At 70.4% G+C, this 22,274-nt stretch carries 16 protein-coding genes, 1 tRNA gene and 6 pseudogenes; 15 read left to right on the forward strand and 8 right to left on the reverse strand.

The window, feature by feature from the left end; all coding sequences use genetic code 11:
- Position 1: 1 nt before the first annotated feature.
- The 12 genes and pseudogenes from AC38ZX_RS01470 to AC38ZX_RS01525 all read left to right on the forward strand — a co-directional run bounded on the left by AC38ZX_RS01470 (position 2) and on the right by AC38ZX_RS01525 (position 13,193).
- On the forward strand, positions 2 to 1,096 hold the full coding sequence (locus AC38ZX_RS01470) for an ABC transporter permease (protein WP_491296066.1): 1,095 nt from the start codon (positions 2 to 4) through the stop codon (positions 1,094 to 1,096).
- Positions 1,093 to 2,391 (forward strand): ABC transporter ATP-binding protein, encoded by a 1,299-nt coding sequence (locus AC38ZX_RS01475; RefSeq protein WP_491296067.1) that lies wholly within the window; start codon positions 1,093 to 1,095, stop codon positions 2,389 to 2,391. The genes AC38ZX_RS01470 and AC38ZX_RS01475 overlap by 4 nt, the downstream gene beginning before the upstream one ends.
- Before the next feature lie 581 nt (positions 2,392 to 2,972).
- Positions 2,973 to 3,974, forward strand: a complete 1,002-nt coding sequence (locus AC38ZX_RS01480; protein WP_426594138.1) for a phosphatase PAP2 family protein — start codon at positions 2,973 to 2,975, stop codon at positions 3,972 to 3,974.
- Between the two features lie 119 nt (positions 3,975 to 4,093).
- Positions 4,094 to 6,837 (forward strand): annotated as a pseudogene (gene topA / locus AC38ZX_RS01485) (type I DNA topoisomerase).
- A gap of 199 nt (positions 6,838 to 7,036) precedes the next feature.
- Positions 7,037 to 7,963 (forward strand): HNH endonuclease signature motif containing protein, encoded by a 927-nt coding sequence (locus tag AC38ZX_RS01490; RefSeq protein WP_491296069.1) that lies wholly within the window; start codon positions 7,037 to 7,039, stop codon positions 7,961 to 7,963.
- Positions 7,964 to 8,030: 67 nt separating this feature from the next.
- A pseudogene (locus AC38ZX_RS01495) lies at positions 8,031 to 9,036 on the forward strand (Gfo/Idh/MocA family protein).
- A gap of 30 nt (positions 9,037 to 9,066) precedes the next feature.
- Entirely contained in the window at positions 9,067 to 9,726 is a 660-nt protein-coding gene (gene tmk / locus AC38ZX_RS01500) for a dTMP kinase (RefSeq protein ID WP_426594145.1), read from the forward strand.
- A complete protein-coding gene (locus AC38ZX_RS01505) occupies positions 9,723 to 10,862 on the forward strand; it encodes a DNA polymerase III subunit delta' (RefSeq protein ID WP_426594147.1) in 1,140 nt (379 codons plus the stop codon). Before tmk ends, AC38ZX_RS01505 begins: the two co-directional genes overlap by 4 nt.
- Positions 10,863 to 10,956: 94 nt before the next feature.
- Positions 10,957 to 11,856 (forward strand): annotated as a pseudogene (locus AC38ZX_RS01510) (alpha/beta fold hydrolase); the annotation flags it as partial.
- 343 nt (positions 11,857 to 12,199) lie between these two features.
- Complete coding sequence (locus AC38ZX_RS01515; RefSeq protein ID WP_491297274.1) at positions 12,200 to 12,544, forward strand: alpha/beta hydrolase; 345 nt, start codon at positions 12,200 to 12,202, stop codon at positions 12,542 to 12,544.
- A 48-nt stretch (positions 12,545 to 12,592) separates the two neighbouring features.
- Positions 12,593 to 13,048, forward strand: coding sequence for a hypothetical protein (locus tag AC38ZX_RS01520; RefSeq protein ID WP_491296071.1), 456 nt, complete (start codon positions 12,593 to 12,595; stop codon positions 13,046 to 13,048).
- A 73-nt stretch (positions 13,049 to 13,121) separates the two neighbouring features.
- Positions 13,122 to 13,193, forward strand: a tRNA-Thr gene (locus tag AC38ZX_RS01525).
- 850 nt (positions 13,194 to 14,043) lie between these two features.
- Here AC38ZX_RS01525 and AC38ZX_RS01530 read toward each other — a convergent pair.
- The 8 genes and pseudogenes from AC38ZX_RS01530 to AC38ZX_RS01565 all read right to left on the reverse strand — a co-directional run bounded on the left by AC38ZX_RS01530 (position 14,044) and on the right by AC38ZX_RS01565 (position 19,511).
- Positions 14,044 to 14,376, reverse strand: a complete 333-nt coding sequence (locus AC38ZX_RS01530) for a hypothetical protein (RefSeq protein ID WP_491296072.1) — start codon at positions 14,374 to 14,376, stop codon at positions 14,044 to 14,046.
- A gap of 55 nt (positions 14,377 to 14,431) precedes the next feature.
- A pseudogene (locus AC38ZX_RS01535) lies at positions 14,432 to 14,587 on the reverse strand (N-acetylmannosamine-6-phosphate 2-epimerase); the annotation flags it as partial.
- A 144-nt stretch (positions 14,588 to 14,731) separates the two neighbouring features.
- The gene (locus AC38ZX_RS01540) at positions 14,732 to 15,001 is read right to left on the reverse strand and encodes a hypothetical protein (protein WP_491297557.1); all 270 of its coding nucleotides are present in this window, start codon (positions 14,999 to 15,001) and stop codon (positions 14,732 to 14,734) included.
- Between the two features lie 79 nt (positions 15,002 to 15,080).
- Positions 15,081 to 15,701: pseudogene (locus AC38ZX_RS01545) on the reverse strand (BadF/BadG/BcrA/BcrD ATPase family protein); the annotation flags it as partial.
- A 55-nt stretch (positions 15,702 to 15,756) separates the two neighbouring features.
- On the reverse strand, positions 15,757 to 16,539 hold the full coding sequence (locus tag AC38ZX_RS01550; protein WP_491296073.1) for an AAC(3) family N-acetyltransferase: 783 nt from the start codon (positions 16,537 to 16,539) through the stop codon (positions 15,757 to 15,759).
- A complete protein-coding gene (locus tag AC38ZX_RS01555; protein WP_491296074.1) occupies positions 16,536 to 17,444 on the reverse strand; it encodes a carbohydrate ABC transporter permease in 909 nt (302 codons plus the stop codon). Before AC38ZX_RS01555 ends, AC38ZX_RS01550 begins: the two co-directional genes overlap by 4 nt.
- Entirely contained in the window at positions 17,441 to 18,334 is an 894-nt protein-coding gene (locus AC38ZX_RS01560; RefSeq protein WP_491296075.1) for a carbohydrate ABC transporter permease, read from the reverse strand. Before AC38ZX_RS01560 ends, AC38ZX_RS01555 begins: the two co-directional genes overlap by 4 nt.
- A gap of 1 nt (position 18,335) precedes the next feature.
- Complete coding sequence (locus AC38ZX_RS01565) at positions 18,336 to 19,511, reverse strand: ABC transporter substrate-binding protein (protein ID WP_491296076.1); 1,176 nt, start codon at positions 19,509 to 19,511, stop codon at positions 18,336 to 18,338.
- A gap of 359 nt (positions 19,512 to 19,870) precedes the next feature.
- On the opposite strand from AC38ZX_RS01565, the gene AC38ZX_RS01570 reads away from it, so the two are divergent.
- From AC38ZX_RS01570 to AC38ZX_RS01580, 3 genes and pseudogenes are all read left to right on the forward strand, one after another.
- A complete protein-coding gene (locus AC38ZX_RS01570; RefSeq protein ID WP_491296077.1) occupies positions 19,871 to 20,620 on the forward strand; it encodes a GntR family transcriptional regulator in 750 nt (249 codons plus the stop codon).
- 30 nt (positions 20,621 to 20,650) lie between these two features.
- A pseudogene (locus AC38ZX_RS01575) lies at positions 20,651 to 21,583 on the forward strand (DUF4127 family protein); the annotation flags it as partial.
- Positions 21,584 to 21,692: 109 nt separating this feature from the next.
- A complete protein-coding gene (locus AC38ZX_RS01580) occupies positions 21,693 to 22,172 on the forward strand; it encodes a DUF4127 family protein (RefSeq protein ID WP_491297275.1) in 480 nt (159 codons plus the stop codon).
- Positions 22,173 to 22,274 lie beyond the last annotated feature (102 nt).

Here is a 22,274-nt window from a genome sequence, read left to right on the forward strand (position 1 = left end):
CATGGCCATCGACCTGACTCTCCTGGAAGACACCCCGGACGTCACGACCGCGGAGACCACCACCTCCGGCAAGCAGCGGTTCGTCTTCCTGCGCAACGCGAAGTCCCTGACGGGGTTCGTCATCCTCGCGTTCTTCGGCATCCTGGCGATCATCGGGCCCTGGATCGTGCCCTACCCGCCCGGTGCCCTGAGCGCCGACCTGCTGCAGGCGCCGTCGGGCGCGCACTGGCTGGGCACCAACCAGCTGGGCCAGGACATCCTGTCGCAGATCATCTTCGGCACCCGCAGCGTGGTGATCGTCGGCCTGATCGCCGGCATCGGCGCGACGGCGATCGGGGTGCTCGTCGGCGTGACGTCGGGCTACATCGGCGGGATCGGTGACGAGGGCCTGTCCATGCTGGCCAACATCTTCCTGGTCATCCCGCAGCTGCCGCTCATCATCATCATCGCCGGCCAGCTCCCGTCGGTCGGTGGGGTCACGGTCGCGGCGGTGATCGCGGTGACGGGCTGGGCCTGGGGCGCGCGCGTCCTGCGTGCGCAGACGCTGTCGCTACGACGGCGGGACTTCGTGGAGGCGTCGCGCGCCAGCGGGGAGAGCACGTGGCGCATCATCACCGCGGAGATCATGCCGAACCTGACGGCCATCATCGCCTCGGGCTTCGTCGCGACCGTCGTGTTCGCGGTGCTCACCCAGACCACGCTGGCCTTCATCGGCATCGGTGACCCGAACGACTGGAACTGGGGCACCATCCTGTACGGCGCCCAGAACAACCTCGCGCTGCAGCGTGGCGCCTGGTGGTGGTTCGTGCCCGCCGGTCTGTGCATCGCCCTGGTCGGCATGGCCCTCACGCTCGTCAACTTCGGTATCGACGAGTTCGTCAACCCGCGGCTGCGCAGCGTCGGCCTGAACGCCCGCAGTCTGCGCAAGCGCGGCATCCGGCCCCGCATCGGCTTCACGCCGGTGGTGTATGAGGCCGCGGGCGGCCAGCGCACGACCGAGCTGGTGACCGAGTCCGAACAAGCCACCGTGCAGAACATCGCTCCGTCGACCGGACACCATCCGAGCGGGCACAGCAGGAAGGATGACCGAGCATGAGCGCCGTCCCCACGCGGTCCGTCTGGACGCCGGGCGAGGTCGGCCGCGTCGCGGAGCCCGTGCTCGAGATCAAGAACCTGTCGGTCGACTACGGCTTCGACGCCAACCCGACGCACGTCCTGCGCGACGTCTCGCTGACCCTGAACCGCGGCGAGGTGCTCGGCCTGGCCGGCGAGTCGGGCTGCGGCAAGTCCACGCTCGCCTACGCGGCCACGCGGCTGCTGCCGCCGCCGGGCATGATCACGGGTGGCGAGGTCGTGTTCACCGACCGCTCGGGCTCGCAGGTCGACGTGCTGGCCATGAGCGACCAGGACCTGCGTGCCTCGCGGTGGCAGGACATGGCGATCGTGTTCCAGGGCGCGATGAACTCGCTCAACCCGGTGCACCGCATCGGGCGGCAGATCTCCGACGCCCTGCTGGCGCACCTGCCGGCCATGAAGAAGAGCGAGGCCGCGGAGCGGTCGGCCGACCTGCTGGACATGGTCGGCATCTCGCCCGACCGTCTGCGCTCGTTCCCGCACCAGCTCTCCGGGGGCATGCGCCAGCGCGTCATGATCGCGATGGCGCTGGCCCTGGACCCGCAGGTCCTGATCATGGACGAGCCGACCACCGCGCTCGACGTCGTGATGCAGCGGCAGATCGTGGAGCAGATCGCCGAGCTGCGCGACCGTCTCGGGTTCTCGGTCATCTTCATCACGCACGACGTCTCGCTGCTCATCGAGATCGCGGACCGCATCGCGATCATGTACGCCGGTGAGATCGTCGAGGAGGCCGCGGCGCAGGACGTCTACCGGCGTCCACGGCACCCCTACTCCGACGCCCTCCTGCACTCGTTCCCGCCGCTGCGCGGGCCGCGGCGTGAGCTCGGCGGCATCCCCGGCTCGCCGCCCGACCTGGCCAAGCGGCCCACCGGCTGCCCGTTCCGGGACCGGTGCGCCCACGCGTTCGACGCGTGTGCCACGGTCCACCCGGAGCCGTGGTCCCGGCCGTCCCCGGCGACGACCCGCGTCGTCAGGTCGCCTGCCTGCGGCACGACCCGGCGGCGGTCGCCGCGGCCGGCTTCCAGCCGGTCCCGGTGCCCGTGGAGCTGTCCGTCCGGTAACCCGTTCTCCGCTGATCCCCCGGTCCGTCCTCGGAGGCATCCGCCTCGGTCGTCGCCCGTCGACGACCGTGTCGCCACCGAGGGCGGGCCGGTTCGCGTGAGCGTGCGTCAGGACGGGTCAGCCTGCGGAGACCGGGCGCTGGCGAGTGCCTGTGCTGTCCGGGCTCCGCGGGCGCGATCGTGCCGTTCATGAGCGGCGCGCCGTTGCCGCCGGCCTTTCGTCGCGAAGGTCTCTCACAGGTCAAGAGGCGCCCACGTCCAGGTGTTCCACAGGCCAGGTGGGTGAAGTGGCTCCCGAGCCCGTGGACGACCACCCGCTCGCCGACGCCGGGAGGCACGCGATGAGCACCATGACCGTAGGAGAGCTCGGCCGGACCTTCGAGCCGCAGAGCGCCCCGGACGCGTCCTTCTCCTGGCAGGAGCCGTGGCTCACTGCGAACGTCCGACCCGCCGGCTCGTTCGGGCGCGCCGACGTGGTGCGGCTGCGGGCGCTGCTCGACGCGCTGTCGGCCAGCGCGTCGATGGTCGTCCTCGACCTCGGGGCCGTGAGCCTGCGCAGCCACCACGCCGCCGACGTGATCGACGAGGCGGCGATCGAGCCTCGAGCGGCGCGGCGGGTGCCTGCTGTGCATCAACGCCGACGACGAGGTCAGGGCGCTGGGCACCTGCACCCACGCGGTCGTCGTCGCGCAGGGCGAGCCGACGCCGGTCGGCGTCCCGCGCTGAGCCGCTGCCGCGGCGAGGCCGCTCGGCGCGGTGACCTACCGTTGTGCGGTGAGCGATGCCCCCGTCCTGCGCGCGCCGGTGCGTCCGGTCCCGGTCGTCCGCGACCGACGGACCGGCGTCGTGGTGGTCTCGCTGCTGGTCGCGGTGCTCTCGTTCGTCGGGGTCTGGTTGCTGTGGCGGGTGTTCGTCGACACGCTGGCGGGCCAGGAGGTGGACAACGCCGCGCTGCAGGGTGCCCGCTACGGGCAGACGCAGCTGTGGCGGGTGGCCGAGCACGTGCTGGACGTCGTGTCGGTCGGGTTCATCGCGACGGTGCTGATCGCGGCCATGCTCATCGCCGCGCTGCGTCGCCGCTGGTCGCTCGCCGTGCAGGTCGCGGTCCTGATGATCGGGGCCAACCTCACCACGCAGGTGCTGAAGAACCACGTGTTCGAGCAGACCTGGTTCGGTGTCGAGGCCAGCTACGGGAACACGCTGCCCAGCGGCCACACGACGGCCGCGGCCTCCATCTCGGCGGCGCTCCTGCTCGTCGTGCCCCCGCGAGTGCGGCCGTGGGCGGCGGTCCTGGGGGCGGCCTACACGACGGCGACGGGCGTCTCGACGCTCATCGGGCAGTGGCACCGGCCGTCCGACGTGGTCGCCGCCGTGCTCGTGGTCCTCGCCTGGACGGCCATCGCGTGCGCGCTGGTGGCGCTCACGCCGCCCCGGGTGCCCACCGCGACCGGGGCGTTGCGGATCCCGACGGGTCGCGAGGCCGACCGCGACGCCACACCCGCGACCATGCGAGCCGTGGTGTCCGTGCTCGTGGTCGTCGGCGTCGCCGCCGGGGGCGCCGCGGCCGTGGCGATCTCGCACACCTGGCACAACCGCAACGAGCTCACGAGCCGCGCGGACCAGCTCACCGCGTACTTCGGCGGAGCCGCGGGGGCCCTCATGGCGTCCTGCCTCGCCTTCGCGATCATGCTCGTCCTGCGGCAGGCTGCGGCGGCTCGGCCGGGCGTCGTCGGAACGGATGTGCAATCGACTCGCCCACCTGGGAGTTACGCGTAGGTAGGGACTCCCGGAACACGGGCGGATTGCCGGAGGCTTGACGGAACGCCGTAGAGTCCCCAGCGGTGCACTAGGTGCGGTGTCAACCGACGCCGCGCAGTCTGAGGAAGGCCGAACGGATGTCTGCAGGGCGCAAGCTCGTCATCGTGGAGTCGCCTGCGAAGGCGCGCACGATCGCCGGGTACCTGGGCGACGAGTACGACGTCGAGGCGAGCGTCGGGCACATCCGCGACCTCCCGCAGCCGTCCGAGCTGCCCGCGGACATGAAGAAGGGCCCGTTCGGCAAGTTCGCGGTCGACGTCGACAACGGCTTCGCTCCGTACTACGTGGTCGACGCCGACAAGCGGAAGAAGGTCAGCGAGCTGAAGAAGCTGCTGAAGGACTCCGACGCCTTCCTGGCCACCGATGAGGACCGCGAGGGCGAGGCCATCGCCTGGCACCTGCTGCAGGGCTCAAGCCCAAGGTGCCGGTCAAGCGCATGGTGTTCCACGAGATCACCCGCGAGGCCATCCAGCGCGCCCTCGTCGACACCCGCGACCTGGACGACCGGCTGGTCGACGCGCAGGAGACCCGCCGCATCCTCGACCGGCTGTACGGGTACGAGGTCAGCCCGGTGCTGTGGCGCAAGGTCCGCCAGGGGCTCTCGGCAGGCCGCGTGCAGTCGGTCGCGACGCGGCTCGTCGTCGAGCGTGAGCGCGAGCGGATGGCGTTCGTCGCCGCCGAGTACTGGGACATCACCGGTTCTTTTGCGGTCGCCGACGCCGCTGAGCCTTCCTTCTCCGCGCGACTCTCGTCGGTCGACGGCCGACGGGTTGCCTCGGGCCGCGACTTCGCCGACGACGGGACCCTGAAGTCCGCGGACGTCGCGCACGTCGACGAGGCGGTCGCGACGGCCCTCGTCGCCAACCTGTCCGAGTCGTCCTTCGAGGTCGCCTCGCTGGAGACCAAGCCGTACACCCGCCGTCCCGCCGCGCCGTTCACCACCTCGACGCTGCAGCAGGAGGCCTCGCGCAAGCTGCGCATGGCGTCCCGGCAGACCATGCGCACGGCGCAGGGCCTGTACGAGAACGGCTACATCACCTATATGCGTACGGACTCCTCGTCGCTGAGCGCGCAGGCCATCTCGGCCGCCCGCCGGCAGGCGTCCGAGCTGTACGGGCCCGAGTACGTGCCCGACGCACCGCGCGTCTACACGAGCAAGGCCAAGGGCGCCCAGGAGGCGCACGAGGCCATCCGGCCCGCCGGTGACCACTTCCGCACGCCGGCGCAGGTCGCCCGTGAGCTCTCCGGTGACCAGTTCCGGCTGTACGAGCTGATCTGGAAGCGCACGGTCGCCTCGCAGATGGCCGACGCCCGCGGGCAGACCGCGTCCGTCCGCCTCGGCGCCACGGCCTCCGACGGCACCGACGTCCTGTTCTCCGCGTCCGGCACCGTCATCACGTTCCGCGGGTTCCTGGCCGCGTACGAGGAAGGTCGCGACGTCTCCCGGTACGACACGGACTCGTCGACCGTCGACGAGTCGAAGGGCGACGCGCGGCTGCCGTCGATGAGCGAGGGCGACCCGCTGACGGCGTCGGACCTGACCGCCGACGGGCACCGCACCTCGCCGCCGCCGCGCTTCACCGAGGCGTCGCTGGTCAAGGCTCTGGAGGAGCGGGGGATCGGCCGCCCATCGACGTACGCCGCGACGATCTCCGTGATCCAGGACCGCGGGTACGTGACCGGTCGCGGGCAGGCGCTCGTCCCGTCGTGGCTCGCGTTCGCGGTGACCCGGCTGCTCGAGGAGAACTTCGACTGGCTGGTCGACTACGACTTCACGGCCGAGATGGAGGAGGACCTCGACGCGATCGCGGCGGGGGACAAGGACCGGGTGGCCTGGCTGTCGCGGTTCTACTTCGGCGACGGCTCCGGCAACGAGGAGGGCGAGGGTCTGCGCGACCTCGTCGCGAACCTCGGCGAGATCGACGCCCGCGAGGTCAACTCGATCCCGATCGGCGAGGGCATCGTCCTGCGGGTGGGCCGCTACGGCCCCTACCTCGAGGACTCGGCGGCCGAGCCCGGCGACGACGGCAACCCGCGCCGGGCCTCGGTGCCCGAGGAGCTGGCGCCGGACGAGCTGACCGTCGCGAAGGCCCGCGAGCTGCTGGAGACGCAGCCCGAGGGTGACCAGGTGCTGGGCACGGACCCCGTCGCCGGGACGCCGATCGTCGCGCGCAACGGCCGCTACGGGCCGTACGTGACCGAGGTCCTGCCGGATCCCGAGATCGACACCTCGCTGTCGCAGGCGGCGCAGAAGCGCGCGCTGGCGGCCGCTCCGAAGCCGCGCACGGGGTCGCTGTTCAAGTCGATGTCGCTGGCCTCGATCACGCTCGACGACGCGCTCCTGCTGCTGTCGCTGCCCCGCGTGGTGGGCGTGGACCCCGAGTCGGGCGCCGAGATCACCGCGCAGAACGGCCGCTACGGCCCGTACCTGAAGAAGGGCACGGACTCCCGGACGCTCGCCTCCGAGGAGGCGCTCTTCAGTACGACCCTCGACGAGGCCCTGGCCATCTACGCGCAGCCGAAGCGCGGGCGCGGCGCGACGTCGGCCCCGCCGCTGCGCGAGCTGGGCGACGACCCGACCTCCGAGAAGCCGATCACGGTCAAGGAAGGGCGCTTCGGGGCCTACGTCACCGACGGGGTCACCAACCGCACCCTGCCGCGCGACCTGACGCCGGAGACGATCACGCGCGAGCAGGCCGTCGAGCTGCTCTCGGAGAAGCGGGCGTCCGCTCCCGCCAAGAAGAAGGCGCCGGCTCGTCGCGCGACGACGACTCGTGCGAAGGCACCGGCTGCAGCGAAAAAGGCTGCGACCAAGAAGTAGCAGCGCTTTTCTCGCCGCCATTCTCTGACGCTCGCCGAACGTGGGCTGTGGGCGGCTGGACACATTGTTCCTTTGTGTCTGTGGATGACACTCCTTTGGTCCCGCGGCATTTGTGCGTTTTCCCGTGAATGTCAGTGGTCCCTGGAATGATTCGTCGTAGGGCAATTCCGGCCCGAGCGACGAGCCAGGGGGTGTGCGCGTGACGAACTCGACGACGAACGCGTCCGGCCCTCCGACGCCGAGCCACCCGGTCCACGGCGTGCTGGCCGAGCTGGCAGCCTCGGTCGAGGCGCTCGCGGGCCTGGCCGACCCGACGGTTGCCGGGCGTCTCGACGGTGCCGACGCCGCGGGTGCCGTGCGCGAGGCACTGATGTTGGCAGGTCGGCTCTCGGCCGTCGCCGCGCGACTCGTGCCGGTCGTCGAGGCCGACGGGTGGTGGGCGCTCGACGGCGGTGGGGGGTCGATCACGTCGTGGGTCGCGGCGACGGGACGCCTGTCGCACGGCCAGGCGCGGCGGATGGTCACCCTCGGCCGGGCGTTCCGGGACGACCTGCCGATCGCGGCCGGCGCCGCGGTCGAGGGCGTGATCGGTCTCGAGTCGGCGCATGCCCTGGCATCCGTGACCACGACGCCCGCCCGGCGGTCGGCGCTGAGCGCGTCGGCGGAGGACTGCGGTGAGGGGTTCCTGGTCGACCACGCGCGAGAGCTGCCGGTGGGCCGGCTGCGGATGCTCGCTCGGCGCTGGGCTGCGCGTGCCGATCCTGCGGCCGACGAACGCGGCTACCGGGAGGCCGACGAGCGCGAGTTCCTGGACCTGGCCGATCAGTCGCAGGTGCTCAACGTCGGGCGTACGGAGCGGACCTACGGCGGGCACAAGCGCCGGGCGATCATCGCGCGTGACCTGCACTGCCGGTACCCGGGCTGTGACGCGCCGCCCGCGATGTCGGAGATCCACCACGTCGAGCACTGGGTGCGTGACAGTGGTGAGACCAACGTCGAGACCGGGTGCCTGCTCTGCTGGGCGCACCACGAGAGCGTCCACGACGCCGGCATCGAGATCCGTCGCGACGACGGCGGACGGTGGAGGTTCACGGATCGACACGGTCAACCGCTCCGGGCGCCCTGAGGTCGACGGACGTCACGTGGAGGCGGGCCCGGCGGACAGCCCCGGCGGTGCGCGCTAGGTTGTCGCCATGGCACGTACCGAGGACCCCCGCACCGCACCTCCGATCCGCTGGGGCATCCTCGGTGCCGGCGGGATCGCCGCCGTCTTCGCGTCGGCGGTCAACTCGCACACCCGTGCGCAGCTCGTCGCCGTCGGCTCGCGCAACGGCGACCGCGCGAAGAAGTTCGCGACCGCGCACGGGATCCCGACGGTGCACGTCGGCTACCGCCAGCTGGTCGAGGACGAGCGGGTGGACGCCGTCTACGTCGCCACACCGCACTCGGAGCACCGCGAGCACGCGCTGCTGGCGATCGCGGCGGGCAAGCACGTGCTCGTCGAGAAGGCCTTCACGCGCAACGCCGCCGAGGCGGAGGAGATCTTCGCGGCGGCCCGAGCTGCCGGGCGTGTTCGTCATGGAGGCGATGTGGACGCGGTTCCTGCCGCACGTCGACGCGCTCCACCAGGTCGTCGACGCCGGTGAGATCGGCGAGATCATCAACATCTCGGCCGACCACGGCCAGCACTTCGCGTTCGATCCGAAGAGCCGCCTGTTCGACCCCAACCTGGCCGGGGGCGCGCTCCTCGACCTCGGGGTGTACCCGGTTTCGTTCGCGCACGACTTCCTCGGGGTGCCGGACTCGATCCAGGCGGTGGGCCAGCTGACGCAGACCGGTGTCGACGGGCAGATCTCGATCGCCCTCACGTACGGCGAGCGCACGCAGGCCACCCTCATGACGACCCTGTGGGCGAAGTCGCCGACGACCGCCGAGATCTCCGGCACCGAGGGACGCATCAGCGTCGCGGGCGACTTCTACGGGACCACATCGTTCCGGGTGCAGCGTCTGGACGGCCGCGTCTGGACGTTCGAGAAGCCCGGCGTCAAGGGTCTGCAGTTCGAGGCCGCCGAGGTCGCGCGGCGGGTCGCGCTCGGCGAGGTCGAGAGCCCCCGCATGACGTGGGACAACACGCTCGAGGTCATGCGCACGATGGACGCCGTCCGGGCGCAGGTCGGGGTGGTCTACCCGGGGGAGTGAGTGTCCCCGGCGGCGGCTACCCTGACGCACGTGACCGAGCCTTCGCCGACCTCCAGCCCCCACGGGTTGTTCGTCTCCTTCGAGGGCGGCGACGGCGCCGGCAAGTCCACCCAGGCCCGCCTTCTGGGTGCGTGGCTGCGGGGGCTCGGCCGTGAGGTCGTCCTGACGCGCGAGCCGGGCGGCACCGACCTGGGCGTCCAGCTCCGCGACGCGGTCCTGCACGGCGACCACGTCGACGCGCGGACGGAGGCCCTCCTCTACGCCACCGACCGCGCGCACCACGTCGCATCGGTGGTCCGGCCTGCCCTCGCGCGCGGGGCCGTCGTCGTCACCGACCGGTACCTCGACTCGTCGGTGGCCTACCAGGGCAGCGGGCGGGACCTGGGTGCCGATGAGGTCGAACGCCTCTCGATGTGGGCCGTCGACGGCCTGCTTCCGGCGCTCACGGTGCTGCTCGACCTCGACCCGGTCGCGGGGCGAGCACGGCTGACGGGTGAGCCCGACCGGCTCGAACGTGCGGGGGACGAGTTCCACCGCCGGACCCGTGCGGCGTTCCTGACGCGTGCGAGCGCCGATCCCGGCCGCTGGCTCGTGCTCGACGCCACGCGGCCCGTGGACGACCTCGCGGAGGCGATCCGAGCGCGGGTCACGGCCCTCGGCGACGTCCCCTCGGGCAGGAGCCTCGCGTGACCAGCGTCTGGGACGACGTCGTCGGGCAGGAGCCCGCAGTCGAGGTGCTGCGGACCGCCATCTCGGACCCGTCGGCCATGACGCACGCCTGGCTGCTCACGGGCCCGCCGGGGTCCGGTCGCTCCAACGCCGCCCGCGCGTTCGCGGCGGCGCTGCAGTGCGCGACCGGCGGCTGCGGGGTCTGCCACGACTGCACGACGACGTTGCGCGGTCTGCACCCGGACGTCACGGTCGTCGCGACCGAGGGCGTCTTCATCCGGGCCGAGACCGCGCGGCCGCTGGTCGAGCTCGCCCAGCGCAGCCCGGCGCAGGGGCGCTTCCGCGTGATCATCATCGAGGACGCCGACCGCCTCAACGACACCAGCGGGAACGCGCTCCTCAAGGCGATCGAGGAGCCGGCAGGCCGCACGGTATGGCTGCTGTGCGCGCCCAGCCAGGAGGACGTGCTGGTGACCATCCGGTCGCGCTGCCGCAGCGTGGCCCTGCGGGTCCCGCCGGTCGACGCGGTCGCGGCGCTGCTCGTGTCGCGCGACGGGATCGACCCGGCCGTCGCCGTCATCACCGCGCGCGCGGCCCAGAGCCACGTCGGCATCGCCCGTCGGCTCGCGCGCGACCCGCAGGCGCGTGCCCGACGGTCGGCGGTTCTGGGCATCGCCGCCAAGATCCGTGGCGTCGGCGACGCCGTGCTCGCCGCCGGGGAGCTCGTCGAGACCGCGCAGGCCGACGCCAAGGCGGCGACGGAGGAGCGCGACGCGCACGAACGCGCCGAGCTGCTGCACGCCATGGGCGCCGAGGGAGCCGCGACCTTGCCACCGTCGCTGCGCGCCCAGGTCAAGCAGCTCGAGGAGGAGCAGAAGCGGCGCGCGACCCGTGCGCAGCGCGACGTGCTCGACCGCGCGATGGTGGACCTTCTCTCGCTCTACCGGGACGTGCTCGTGGTGCAGCTCGGCGCGGGCGTCGAGCTGGTCAACGTGGAGCACGAGGCGTCGGTGCGCGCGCTCGCGGAGTCGAGCACCGCCGAGCAGACGCTGCGGCGGATGGACGCGGTCGGTCAGGCGCGCACCCGGTTGGGCGGCAACGTCGCGCCGCTGCTCGCGGTCGAGGCGATGGCCGTGGCCCTGCGCCCGCAGGGCTGACGGCCTGGACGCGCGTCGTAGGACCGGGCGGGTCTCCCAGCAATCTCCGCGAGACTCCCACGGGCCGTCCAGCCGCGACGGCTACCGTGTGGGCATGCTGCCGTCGATCGCTCACCCCGCCGCGCCCCGACGCGACGCGAACGACCGCCGACCGCGCGGGCCGCGCCGTCTCGCCGCCGCCGTCGCGACGCTCGTCGGCCTCGGCCTCCTGCTGTCCGGCTGCGTGGCCCCGAAGAACCAGACGACCATCTCGACGCCCGCCGCGGCCGCGCCGTCGGTGTCGGCCGGCCCGCTCGCGGCGTTCTACGACCAGGCGCTCGAGTGGTCGTCGTGCGACGCCGGCGAGTGCGCCACGGCCCAGGTGCCCGTGGACTACGCGAACCCCGCCGGCGGTTCGATCGGCATCGCGCTCGCGCGGTCCCGTGCCACGGACGACGACCCGATCGGCTCGCTGCTCATCAACCCGGGCGGGCCCGGGGCGTCGGGCGTGGACTTCCTCAAGGGTGCCAAGGACCGGATCAGCAAGGACGTCCAGAAGCACTACGACCTGGTCGCCTTCGACCCGCGCGGTGTGCAGCGCTCGAAGCCGATCACCTGCCTGGACGGCCCGGGAACCGACAAGCTGCTCGCGTTCGACCCCGACTACTCGACCGACGCGGGCATCCAGCACGTGATCGACATCTACGGCGAGTACGGCGCAGCGTGCCTGAAGAAGACCGGTCCCGCGCTCGCGCACGTCGACACGATCAGCGCGGCCCGCGACCTCGACATCCTGCGTGCGGCGCTGGGTGACGACCAGCTGCACTACCTCGGCTTCTCGTACGGCACCGAGCTCGGCGCCACGTACGCGGCGCTCTTCCCGACGACGGTCGCCAAGATGGTCCTCGACGGCGCGCTGCCGCCGACGCTGACCAGCGACGAAGTGTCCGAGGGTCAGGCGGCCGGCTTCGAGGGTGCCCTGCGGGCGTACGTCGCGGACTGCCAGGCGGGCAGCGACTGTCCGCTGACGGGATCGGTCGACCACGGTCTCGACCAGGTCCGTCGCCTGCTCGACCGTGCGCGCACCAACCCCCTGCCCACCAGCACGGACCGCGAGGTGACGGGTGCCCTGGCGTTCCTGGGCATCGCCCAGCCGCTCTACTCCAAGCTGGTGGCCGTACCTCACCCAGGCGCTGCAGGGGGCCATCCACAAGGGCGACGGCACGGTCCTGCTCGAGCTCGCGGACTTCTACGCGGACCGGCAGGCCGACGGGGCGTACAGCTCGAACATGATCGACGCCTTCAACGCGATCAGCTGCGTCGACCACCCCAACGACCCGACGCCGGACTTCGACGCGATGCGCGCCGAGGCCGCGCAGATCGATGCGGTGGCGCCGACGGTCGGCCGCTACTTCGGGTACGGAGAGACGCTCTGCGCGAAGTGGCCGGTCCCGTCGGCCCCCGAGCTGACCGACTTCTCGGCGCAGGGCGCGCCCCCGATCGTCGTCATCGGCACCACGAACGACCCGGCCACCCCCTACCCCTGGGCCCAGAAGATGGCCGCACTGCTCTCGAGCGGCGTCCTCCTGACCTACAAGGGCGAGGGCCACACCGCCTATGGCGCGTCCAACGACTGCGTCACCAAGGCCGTCGACACCTACCTGCTCGGTGGCGATGCGCCGGCGCCGGACACGCACTGCTGAGGACGTCCTCGAGTTGCCGATCGACGGCTTCCAGGTGACGGTGGCGGCATGGCTGTCACCGAGAGACTGAGCGCCGGGCTGGTCGTGCGATCGCTGCTCGTCGGCTGGGCGTCGGGTGCCCGCGCATCGCTGGGCCCGGGGTCTGCGACGCTGACCGGCGGCGGGCGCCGGGTCGTCCGCGTGGGTGCGGCCACCTCGATCGTCGGCGAGCTGGTCGGCGACAGCTTGCCGACCGCACCCAGCAGGTTGGCCCACGGCGGCGCCGGGCTCCGCGCGATCGCCGGCGCGACCGCTGCGGTGATGCTCGCGCGCCGGGTCGGCGCACCGCCGGTCGTCCCCGCGCTCGCGGGCGCGGTCGCCGGGTTCGTCGGCACCCACGCGGGCGCGTCGTGGCGCAGGTGGGCCGTCGGTCGGATGCCCGACGTGCAGGCGGCCCTGCTGGAGGACGTGGTCGCGATCGGAGCCGCCGCCCTCGCCTGCCTGCCCGGGCGGCCGACCGGCTGAGGCTCGCTTTGGAGCGGGCGGGGTCGTGCGGGTACAGTTGGCGCGCTCGCCGAGGTCCCCGGACCGCGACGACGCCGCCTTAGCCAGTCGGCAGAGCGTCTCACTCGTAATGAGAAGGTCTGGAGTTCGATTCTCCAAGGCGGCTCACCCTCGAAGGCCCCTGACCAGCGGAAACGCTAGTCCGGGGCCCTTGGGCGTGGCCGGCCGCAACGACCGTCGGGTGCCAATCTGGGTGCCAAGTGGTAGCCACGACGGAGCGTTTGAAGGGCTCGTGAGTCCCCTCCTCAGTAGCGCGCAGCCCCCTGACCTGCAGAGACGTTCGCGATGGCCTGCCGGAGAGTGGCATGACATCTCATGCAGGGTGAGAAGGTCATCGAAACGCTATGAGCAGTCCGTGCAAGGCTAGATACCTGTGGGTGTGTCCGGTGCGTTTCCCCGCACCGCTTCGACTTGGTCTCCCGTTCTCGCTTGCCCGAGACTTGCGGGCGAGTCCTCACCAAGGCGTTAGCCAGCTACGTCAGCCGTTGGCCCGCTGGGCGTCGGCCACCGCGCGCAGGAGTTCAGCCTGATCTCGGGTAGGGGTCGACGGGGATGATCGGCGCCCTGACGGTCTGGACCTCGGACGCCTCCAGTGACAGGCACCGTCGGCGGCGTTGCCGTCGCGGTCGACGAGGTCACACATGAACCACCAGCATGGGCGCCGACGTCCGGCAGCGGAGGCTGTCATGGACACGGTCCACCTCGAAGGCGTCCTCGAGACGCCAAGCGGTTCGGCTTTGGGTGGCCACATCAGCGTCGACCTGTGGGACGACGGATCGTGCAGGACGCATTTCAACCTGTACTCCAGCGCTTCGTTGAGCCCGTCATTGCGGTGAGCTTCCCTGCGCTGGTCTTCCTTCGGCGCACGTCCCCGCGGACGACAGCACCAACTTCGGCGAGTCGGGCGTCAACGACTTCGTGAGGCTTCGCGCTTCGGAGGTTGCATCCGGACTCGATTACAGAGCAGGAGCGAGCCCCGCGACTGCGTGCTGAGCCCCGGTGACGAAGCGCCGGGTGAGCTGCACCGGGTCGGTGATCGCACCGCCGATCACGACGGCGTGGGCACCGAGCGCGAATGCCGCCGCGACGTGGTCTATGCGACTGATGCGCCCCTCGGCGACGACGGCGCACGCGTCGAGTGCGACCAGGTCCCGGACCAGGTCCAGGTCCGGCTCCTCGGGGACCGGCCCGTCGGTGTATCCCGACAATGTCGTGGCCAGCGCGTCGACGCCCGCCTTGAGCGCTAGCAGGCCGGAGTCGACGGAGTCGATGTCGCCCAGGACCTGCACACCGAGCTTCTTCGTGGATGCGTCGAACCAGGTCAGGCAGTGGCTCGCCGTGCGGCCGAGGGCGTCTCGTGGCGTCGAGCGCGACCAGATCGGAACCGGCGGCGACCACCGCGGCGGCGTCGGCAAAGGTCGGGGTGATGACAACCGATCCTGTGCCGGACTTCCGCTTGGTGATCCCGATGATCGGAAGGGTCGAGATCTGACGGATCGCCTCGACGTCGGCGGCTCCTTCTGCCCTGAAGCCGCTCGCTCCGCCGCTCCGCCGCGCGCGCGAATGCGGCCATGAAGTGAGGTCCCGCCATTGGGCTGTCGTGCGATGCCTGGCAGGACACGACCACGGAACCGAACGGGAGCTTCAGCATGAGGGACCTCTTCCGATGTCGGCGGTGTCGATGAGGGCACCGAAGCGTGTGATGACGTCATCTCTGGTCAGTTCCAGTGCCCCGTGCAGGGAGTCCGACTGCGGCCCGACGATCTGGGCATCTGGGAGTGCGGCGCGGATCGCTTCGTGGAACGGCACGAGCAGTAGGTCGCCGGCATCGAACAGGGACCCGTTCCACGAGACCCGCGCACCATCTGCCAGCCCGGCTTCGGTCTCGCCGACTCTCCGTAGAGCGGTCAGCACGGCCCCGGCGAGCTCCTCCTGCCTCGGCCCAGATCCTGTTTGCCTCTGCGTCGGATTCGTGGGCGGCGGCTGCGACGCCGCGGGCGAACGAGGCGATCATCGCCACGCGGTCGGCTGACGCGGCGAGGTCGCCCGGCAGATTCGTGAGCGCGCCGAACCTCGCTCGGGCTTCGGCAGCGAGTCGCTCTGATCCGCCTCGCCCGTCGAGCCATCGGTAGGCGCTTCGAAGCCCTTTCTGTCCGATCCAGTAGCCCCCACCTTCGTCGCCGAGGGTCGGACCCCATCCGTTCACCCGGATCGAGGTCGTTCCGCTCGAGGCGAGAACCGCGACCCCGGTTCCCGCCGCGACCACGACGCCGGGCGTGTCGCCCAGGGCGCCGAGATACGACGTGACGGCATCATCGGTCAGGCTGAGCCGACGAACACCCAGCGCCTCTCGCCAGGCGCCAAGAGCTTCGGCGGCGTCGGCTGCGCCTCCGTGGAAGCCACTGAGGCCGGCGACGACCACGTCGGGCCTCTCCACGCTCGAATCACGGACACCTCGGACCGCGCTCTCGAGGAGTGGACCGGTCATCGCGTGAAGTGGCGTCATTCCAGGCGGTATCCCCGCACTCGTCCAGGACGTCCCCTCGGCGCCGGGCACGTGCAGTCGCAGCCTTGAGCCGGACTGTCCGGCGTCGATGCCGAGGACGGTCACCATGCGGGCTCTCCGCGCTCTGCGATGTCGGGCGCTGGTCGTGCGCTCAGCGCCGTCGTCATGCTGATGCCGTTCTCGCGATGAAGTACGAAGGATCCGCGCGAAGGACGTCGAGGCCCAGCGCCACGAGGGGTCCGGCGGGGATCAGGCGCGCCTGTGCCCCGGCGACCTGGCCCTTGGTCTGCAGTCCTCGCTGCTCCAGGAGTGGCTCGATCGCGCTGAAGCGTCGAGGGGTGCCCCAGTCGTGAACCCAGTAGTCGCGCGCCTCGGTCCGGTCGGGGAATTGGACGATCCCGCGGACGGGGTCCCGCTGCAGGTGGTAGGGGACGCCGGCGAGCTCCTCGACGTGGTGGAGCGTGGTGTTGGACTCGTGGTCGCATCCGAGAAGGAGGATCACGGCGTCGGGGTCCGCGGCCAGCTTGTCGTAGGGGGATCCGGCGCCGCAGGGCGTGATGCACTGCTCGTGGTCTGCTGCGAGCCGGCCCGCGGAGGCTCCGATGGCTGCGACCGAGTGCGTGGGATGGGCGGATCGGATCGCTTCGGGTCGACGCCGCGCGGTCTCGGCGACGGCCCCGGTCCAGCACGGGGTCGCCGCGACGTCGAACATGAGGTCGTGCTCTGGCCCGTCGGTCTCCGTGCCGGTCAGGGTAGGGACCAGAAGTGTTCCCGAGGGCCCGACCGCGCGGAGCAGCGCGTCCACGACGGTCTGCGCGCCACCCTCGACGTGCCCGAGCGCGGAAAGGGACGAGTGCACCAGGACGTGGTTTCCGGAGCGGAGCCCGAGGTCGCGCAACCCCTGGAGGATGGTGTCGAGGTCGACGGGAGCAGTGTCGGGAATCACGTCACGTCCTTCACGGAGCCTGCGGCCAGTCCTTCGATGAACTGTCGCTGGAGCAGCAGGAAAATGATGACCATGGGGAGTGCCGTGACGACCGCTCCTGCCATCGTCTCCGGCCAGTTGACGGTGTTCTTGTTCGAGAGGGCCGCCAGCCCGACGGGCAGTGTTCGCGAGGCGTCGGACGCCGAGACGATGAGAGGCCAGAGGAAGTCGTTCCAGGCACCGAGGAACGTGAAGATCGCGAGGGTCGCGATGCCGGGGCGGGCGATCGGCAGCACGATCTTGCGCAGGATGGTGAGCTCGCCGGCGCCGTCGAGTCTTGCGGCCTCGATGAGGCTGTCGGGGATGGACGCGAAGAACTGCCGCATCAGGAAGATGCCGAACACCTGCACCATGGATGGCGCGATGATTCCGGGGAGGGTGTCGGCGCCCAGGAACGGCACCTGGTTGTGGAGCCACACCATCATTCGGTACAGCGGGATCAGGTTGACCTGCATCGGGATCATGAGGGTGAGCAGGAGTGCGCCGAACATGAGCGAGCTGCCGCGGAAGCGCAGCTTGGCGAAGGCGTAGGCGGCACATGAGTCGAACACGACGTTCAGGGCGACGATCGCGATCGTCACGGCGGCACTGTTGAAGAGGTACCTGCCGAAGGGCACGCTGCTGAAGATGTTCTTGTACGCGTCGAGCGTTGCGTGCGTGGGCCAGAGGTTCAGTCCGGCGGAGAAGACGTCTTCGGCCGGCTTCAGCGAGGTGCTCACGGTCCACACCACCGGGATCAGGAGCACGGCAGAGATGAGGCAGAGGACCACGAACGTGCCGGTGTGGCGCCGGGTGCGGCCGCTCGTCGAGACCGTCGTGCTCACGTCCCGCCGGGTGCGGTCGCTCGTCGAGACCGTCGTGCTCACGCGGCCCTCCGGGAGAAGCTGAACTGGAGCGCCGAGAGCAGCGCGAGCACGACGACGAGAACGTAGGCCGCCGCCGACGCTGTGCCGAGGTCGAAGCGCTGGAACCGGTCCATCAGGTAGTAGACGATCGTCGTCGTCGACTTCAGGGGCCCGCCACGGGTCATGACGAACATCTGGTCGTACACCTGAAGAGCGCCGATGATGCCCACGACGTAGACAAAGACGAGCGTCGGCCGAAGCGCCGGCAACGTCACCGCCCGGAACGATGCGGATCGTCCGGCGCCATCAAGGGCGGCGGCCTCGTAGAGGTCCCGCGGGATGTTCTGCAGCGCTGCGAGGAAGATCACGGTCTCGAAGCCGAACCCGGCCCACACGCTGGCGAGCGACACCGACAACAGCGCGGTCGACGGGTCTTCGAGCCAGGCCGGTCCATGGATACCGACGAGCGCGAGGCTCTGGTTGATGAAGCCGTTGTCGGCCAGGAGGACCTTCCACATGGTGCCGACCACGACCAGCGACAGCGTGACCGGTAGGAAGAAGATGCTGCGGAAGAACCCTTGTGCGCGCACCCCGCTGTTCAACAGCAGCGCCGCGCCCAGGCCCAGTGCGGGGCCGATGACCATGGTGACGGCAGCGAATACGGCGGTATTCCAGACGGCAGTCCGGAACTCGGGGGACTGCGCGAGGTAGGCGTAGTTGGCAGCCCCGACCCACGTCGGAGGCGTCATCCCGTTGTACTTGGTGAAGCTCCACACCAACGACAGGATCATCGGCACGAAGAAGAAGATGACGGTGAGGATCACCGCCGGCGCCACCAGCGGCAGCGCGACCTTCCCGCCCCGAGGGCGGGTGCGCCTGGTTGCCCGTGGCGCCGACGAGATCCCCGTCATCTCAGTTGCCCAGCGCCGCGTCGCTGGCCTTGGCCGCGGTGTCGAGCGCCGACTGCGACGACTGCTTGCCGAGCAGGACGGAGGTCACCCCGTCCGTGATCGCACTGTCGATGTCGCCCCGCTCTCGCGACATACGGGAAGTGCGTCGCCGTCGACATGGCGTCCTTGAAGACCGAGAACGGCGCCTGGCCCCCGAAGAACGGGTCCGGGGCCGAGAGAGCCGGAGCTCGAGCGCTGCACTCGTCGCCGGTGCCGCGCCCGCCTCCGTGAAGACGTACCCCATCTGATCGGGTCGCAGCAGCCACTGCGCCAGCTCCCAGGCTGCCGCACTGTTCTTTGCACCGGTCGGGATGACCAGACCAGTTCCGCCGAGGTAGCTGCCCGGCTGCTTGCCGGTAGGAGCGGGCGCCACCGCCCAGTCGCCGGACTGCTCCGGCACGGCGGCCTTGAGCACGCCCATCATGTAGGGCCCGTTCACGAACATCCCGATCTGCTCGGACTTGATCGCAGCGGTGAGCGTGCTGGCGTCCGGGAAGTACACGCCGCCGCCGTCGGAGACGAGCGACTTCATGTAGTCCGCCGCCGCGACGCCCGCGGGCTGGTTGAACACCGCCTTCTTCAAGCCGTCGTCGAGGATCGAACCGCCGTTCTGGAAGAGGTACTGGGAGTAGTGGAACGTGTCGGGCTGGACCGCGAAGCCGTACTTCGTCGGCTGCTCGCCGGCGCTCGGCCGCTCCGCCATCTTCGCCGACGCGCTGAGCATCTCGTCCCACGTCGTCGGGACCGAGATGCCCTTCTTGTCGAGGACGTCCTTCCGGTAGAAGAGCGCGTACGCGTCGAAGTCGTAGAGCGCGGCCACGGTCTTCCCGTCGAATTGCATGGCCTCGTTGGCGCCCGCGCTGTACTGGTCGGCCATGGGCGTGCCGTTGAGCTGGCCGTCGCTCACGTCAGTCAGATCACCCAGCAGCCCGTTCGCGGCGAACGACGGGATCCACGTCATGTCGACGGTGGCGAGGTCGGGAGCCTGGCCGGCGGCCACGGAGACCGGGAACTTGGAGTGCAGCGCCTCGTAGTCGAAGGCCTGGTAGTCCACGGTGATCTCCGGGTGCGCCTTGGAGAACTCGGCGATCGACTTCTTGAGCGGAGTGGCCTGGCCGTAGTAGTCCCATACCGTCACGGTTCCGGACGCCGAGGAGTTCGTGGAGTCCCCAGAGCTCCGCCTGAGTCAGCGGCCGGGCCGCAGCCGGCGAGCAATAGTGCCGTTCCGACCAGTCCGAGGCTCATCATCGTGCCTGCGGTCTTCATCGAGGTGGGTCCTTTCAGCCGAGTGAGTTCAGGATGGTACCCCTGCGAGAACGAATGGCTTACACCAACCTGGCTAGTGACAGCGTCATGGTGTACCCCAATCGGGACCGAGTCAAGAGTGTCTGGCGCCGGCACCAGCCTGCGTCCTGGTGGTCCACACGGATCGGTCCGCATCGACCAATCACCGTTCGTCCGCTATGGTGTCTACCACTAGACGAGAAGGGTCCAACAATGGTGACCACATTGGGACTGGAGCGGGACACCCGTCCGTCCGAGCGCGTCCGTGACCACGTCCTGGCGCTGATCAACGGCGGCCTCGCTCCGCACGCGAAACTGCCCACCGAGCGCGAGCTCGCCGACGCCCTCCATGTGAGCCGTGTGACCGTCCGTCGCGTCCTCGGTTCCCTTGCCGGCGAGAGCGTCATCTACCGCATTCAGGGCTCGGGCACCTTCGTCCGGCCGCACCGGATCGCGAAAGCCATGGAGCTCACTTCATTCTCCGAGGACATGCGATCGCGCGGGCTGGTCCCTGGCTCGCTCGGCGTCGAGATCAGCCAGCGCGCGGCAGATGCGGAGCTGGCAGCGCTTCTGGAGCTGACTCCGGGTACGCCCGTCGCCTCCGTCCACCGGGTACGCACCGCGGACGGCGAGCGAATGTGCCTCGAGCGAAGCGAGATCCCCGCACATCTGGTGCCCGGACTGAACGCCGACGACGTGAAGACGTCGCTCTACGACGTCCTGCGCGAGCGCTACAGCATCACGATCGACCGGGCAGAGACCTCCGTGTCCGCGACAGTCGCAGACCCCGACGATGCCGCGCAGCTCGGCATCCCGCCGTACTCGGCCGTGTTCCGGGTCAGCCGCATCGCCGTGGACGATCGCGGTCGTCCGGTCGAGCACGCCGTCTCCCTGTACCGGGGCGATCGCTACTCCTACGTCTTCACCGTCGAGGTCGCCCGCCAGCACCCACTCGGCGGCTGACCTCCTCGCCACCGCCACTGGAAGAGAGCCATGCGCATCGCCCTGGTCCCGCTCGACGAGCGTCCGGTCAACACCGAGCTGGTCCGCGACGTCGCCGCCATCGCGGGCGCAACGCTGGACATCCCACCGGCACAGCTCCTCCCGAAGTACCGGACCGCGGGCAATGCCGATGCGATCGGCACATGGCTGCTGGACATGTCGCGCGACACCCTGGACGCTGCGATCGTCTCGCTCGACATGCTCGGATACGGCGGTCTGATCCCGTCTCGGACCAGCCACGACCCCTTGCGCGTCGCGTTACAGCGCATCGCAGTCCTCGAGCGCATCCACGAGGAGCTGCCCGAGCTCCGCCTCGGCGCCCTCAACGTGTTCCTGCGCGCCAGCGACTCCAACAGCGCCGCCGAGGAGCCCGCGTACTGGGCCGACTACGGCCGGCTCCTGCACTCGCTCGGCGCCGAGGCGCATCGAGCATGGCTCGATGGGCTCGGGCAAGGGCCGGCGACCGCGGAGGTCCCGCAGATCCCGCAGGACGTCCGACGGGACTTCGCCGTACGACGGCTGCGCAACCACTCCCTGAACCTCACCGGCCTCGACCTCCTGCACGCTGGGACGGTCGAGACCCTCTTGCTCACGGCGGACGACACGGCACCGATGTCGGCCGGCTCTGCCGAGCAGGTCTGGGTCGACTACTGGCGGACCCTTCTGGGACCGCACGATGACCTGCTCGTCTATCCGGGCGCCGACGAGGTGGCTGCCGTGATGACCGCCCGGATGCTCGGCCGACACTACGACGTCGCCACGACCTTCACCGTGACTTGCGTCGAGCCTGAGGGACTCAACCGGATCGCGCCGTTCGAGAACGTCCCGCTGGCCACGACCGTCCGCCGACAGATCGAGGCGGCCGGCGGCCGCCTGGCGGACAACGGCGCGGACGTCGAGCTCGTGGTGCACGCGCCCTCTCCCGAGGGTGGCGACATGTACGGCGCCCGCCCCGAGCGGACCAGGACCGAGCTTCCTCGGAGCGACCGTCGAGGCCGTGGCGTCCGCGCTGGGGGGCGGCCGACAGGTCGCCGTGGCGGACTGCAGATGGCCCAACGGCGGCGACCCCGATCTCGTCGAAGCACTCGCGACGGCCGGGCACCTCGGTCGCCTGGTCGCCTACGGCGGTTGGAACACAGCGGGGAACGCCGTCGGCTCCACCGTTGCCGCCGCCGTCGCGACCGTCGTCGGCCTGCGCGCCGGTACCTTCGACGCCGAGGCTCAGCGACGATTCCTTCTCACTCGCGTCATGGAGGACTACGGCTACCAGTCCATCGCACGCCACGAACTCATCGCCCGCGGACACGAGGACGAGGTCACGCTGCAGGGTTCGCAGGGCGAGAGCGAAGCTGAGGTCGTCCGGGCACGCCTCAACGAACTCTTGCGTGGAGTAGACGGCAACTGGGAGGTCGCCTCGGTCTGGTTCCCATGGGAACGGCCATTCGAAATCGGCCTACGTCTCGAACCGGCGCCGAGGCGTCCCGCGAGCCCCTTTCGATCTACTTCGCATTGAGAACGTCAAGAGTTCGATTCTCTTGGGTGGCTCACAGAGGAAGGCCCGCTACCTGCATCAACAGGAAATGGGGCTTTCGTCGTGGCAGTGCCATGCACCCGG

The organism is Cellulomonas sp. McL0606, assembly GCF_058248365.1.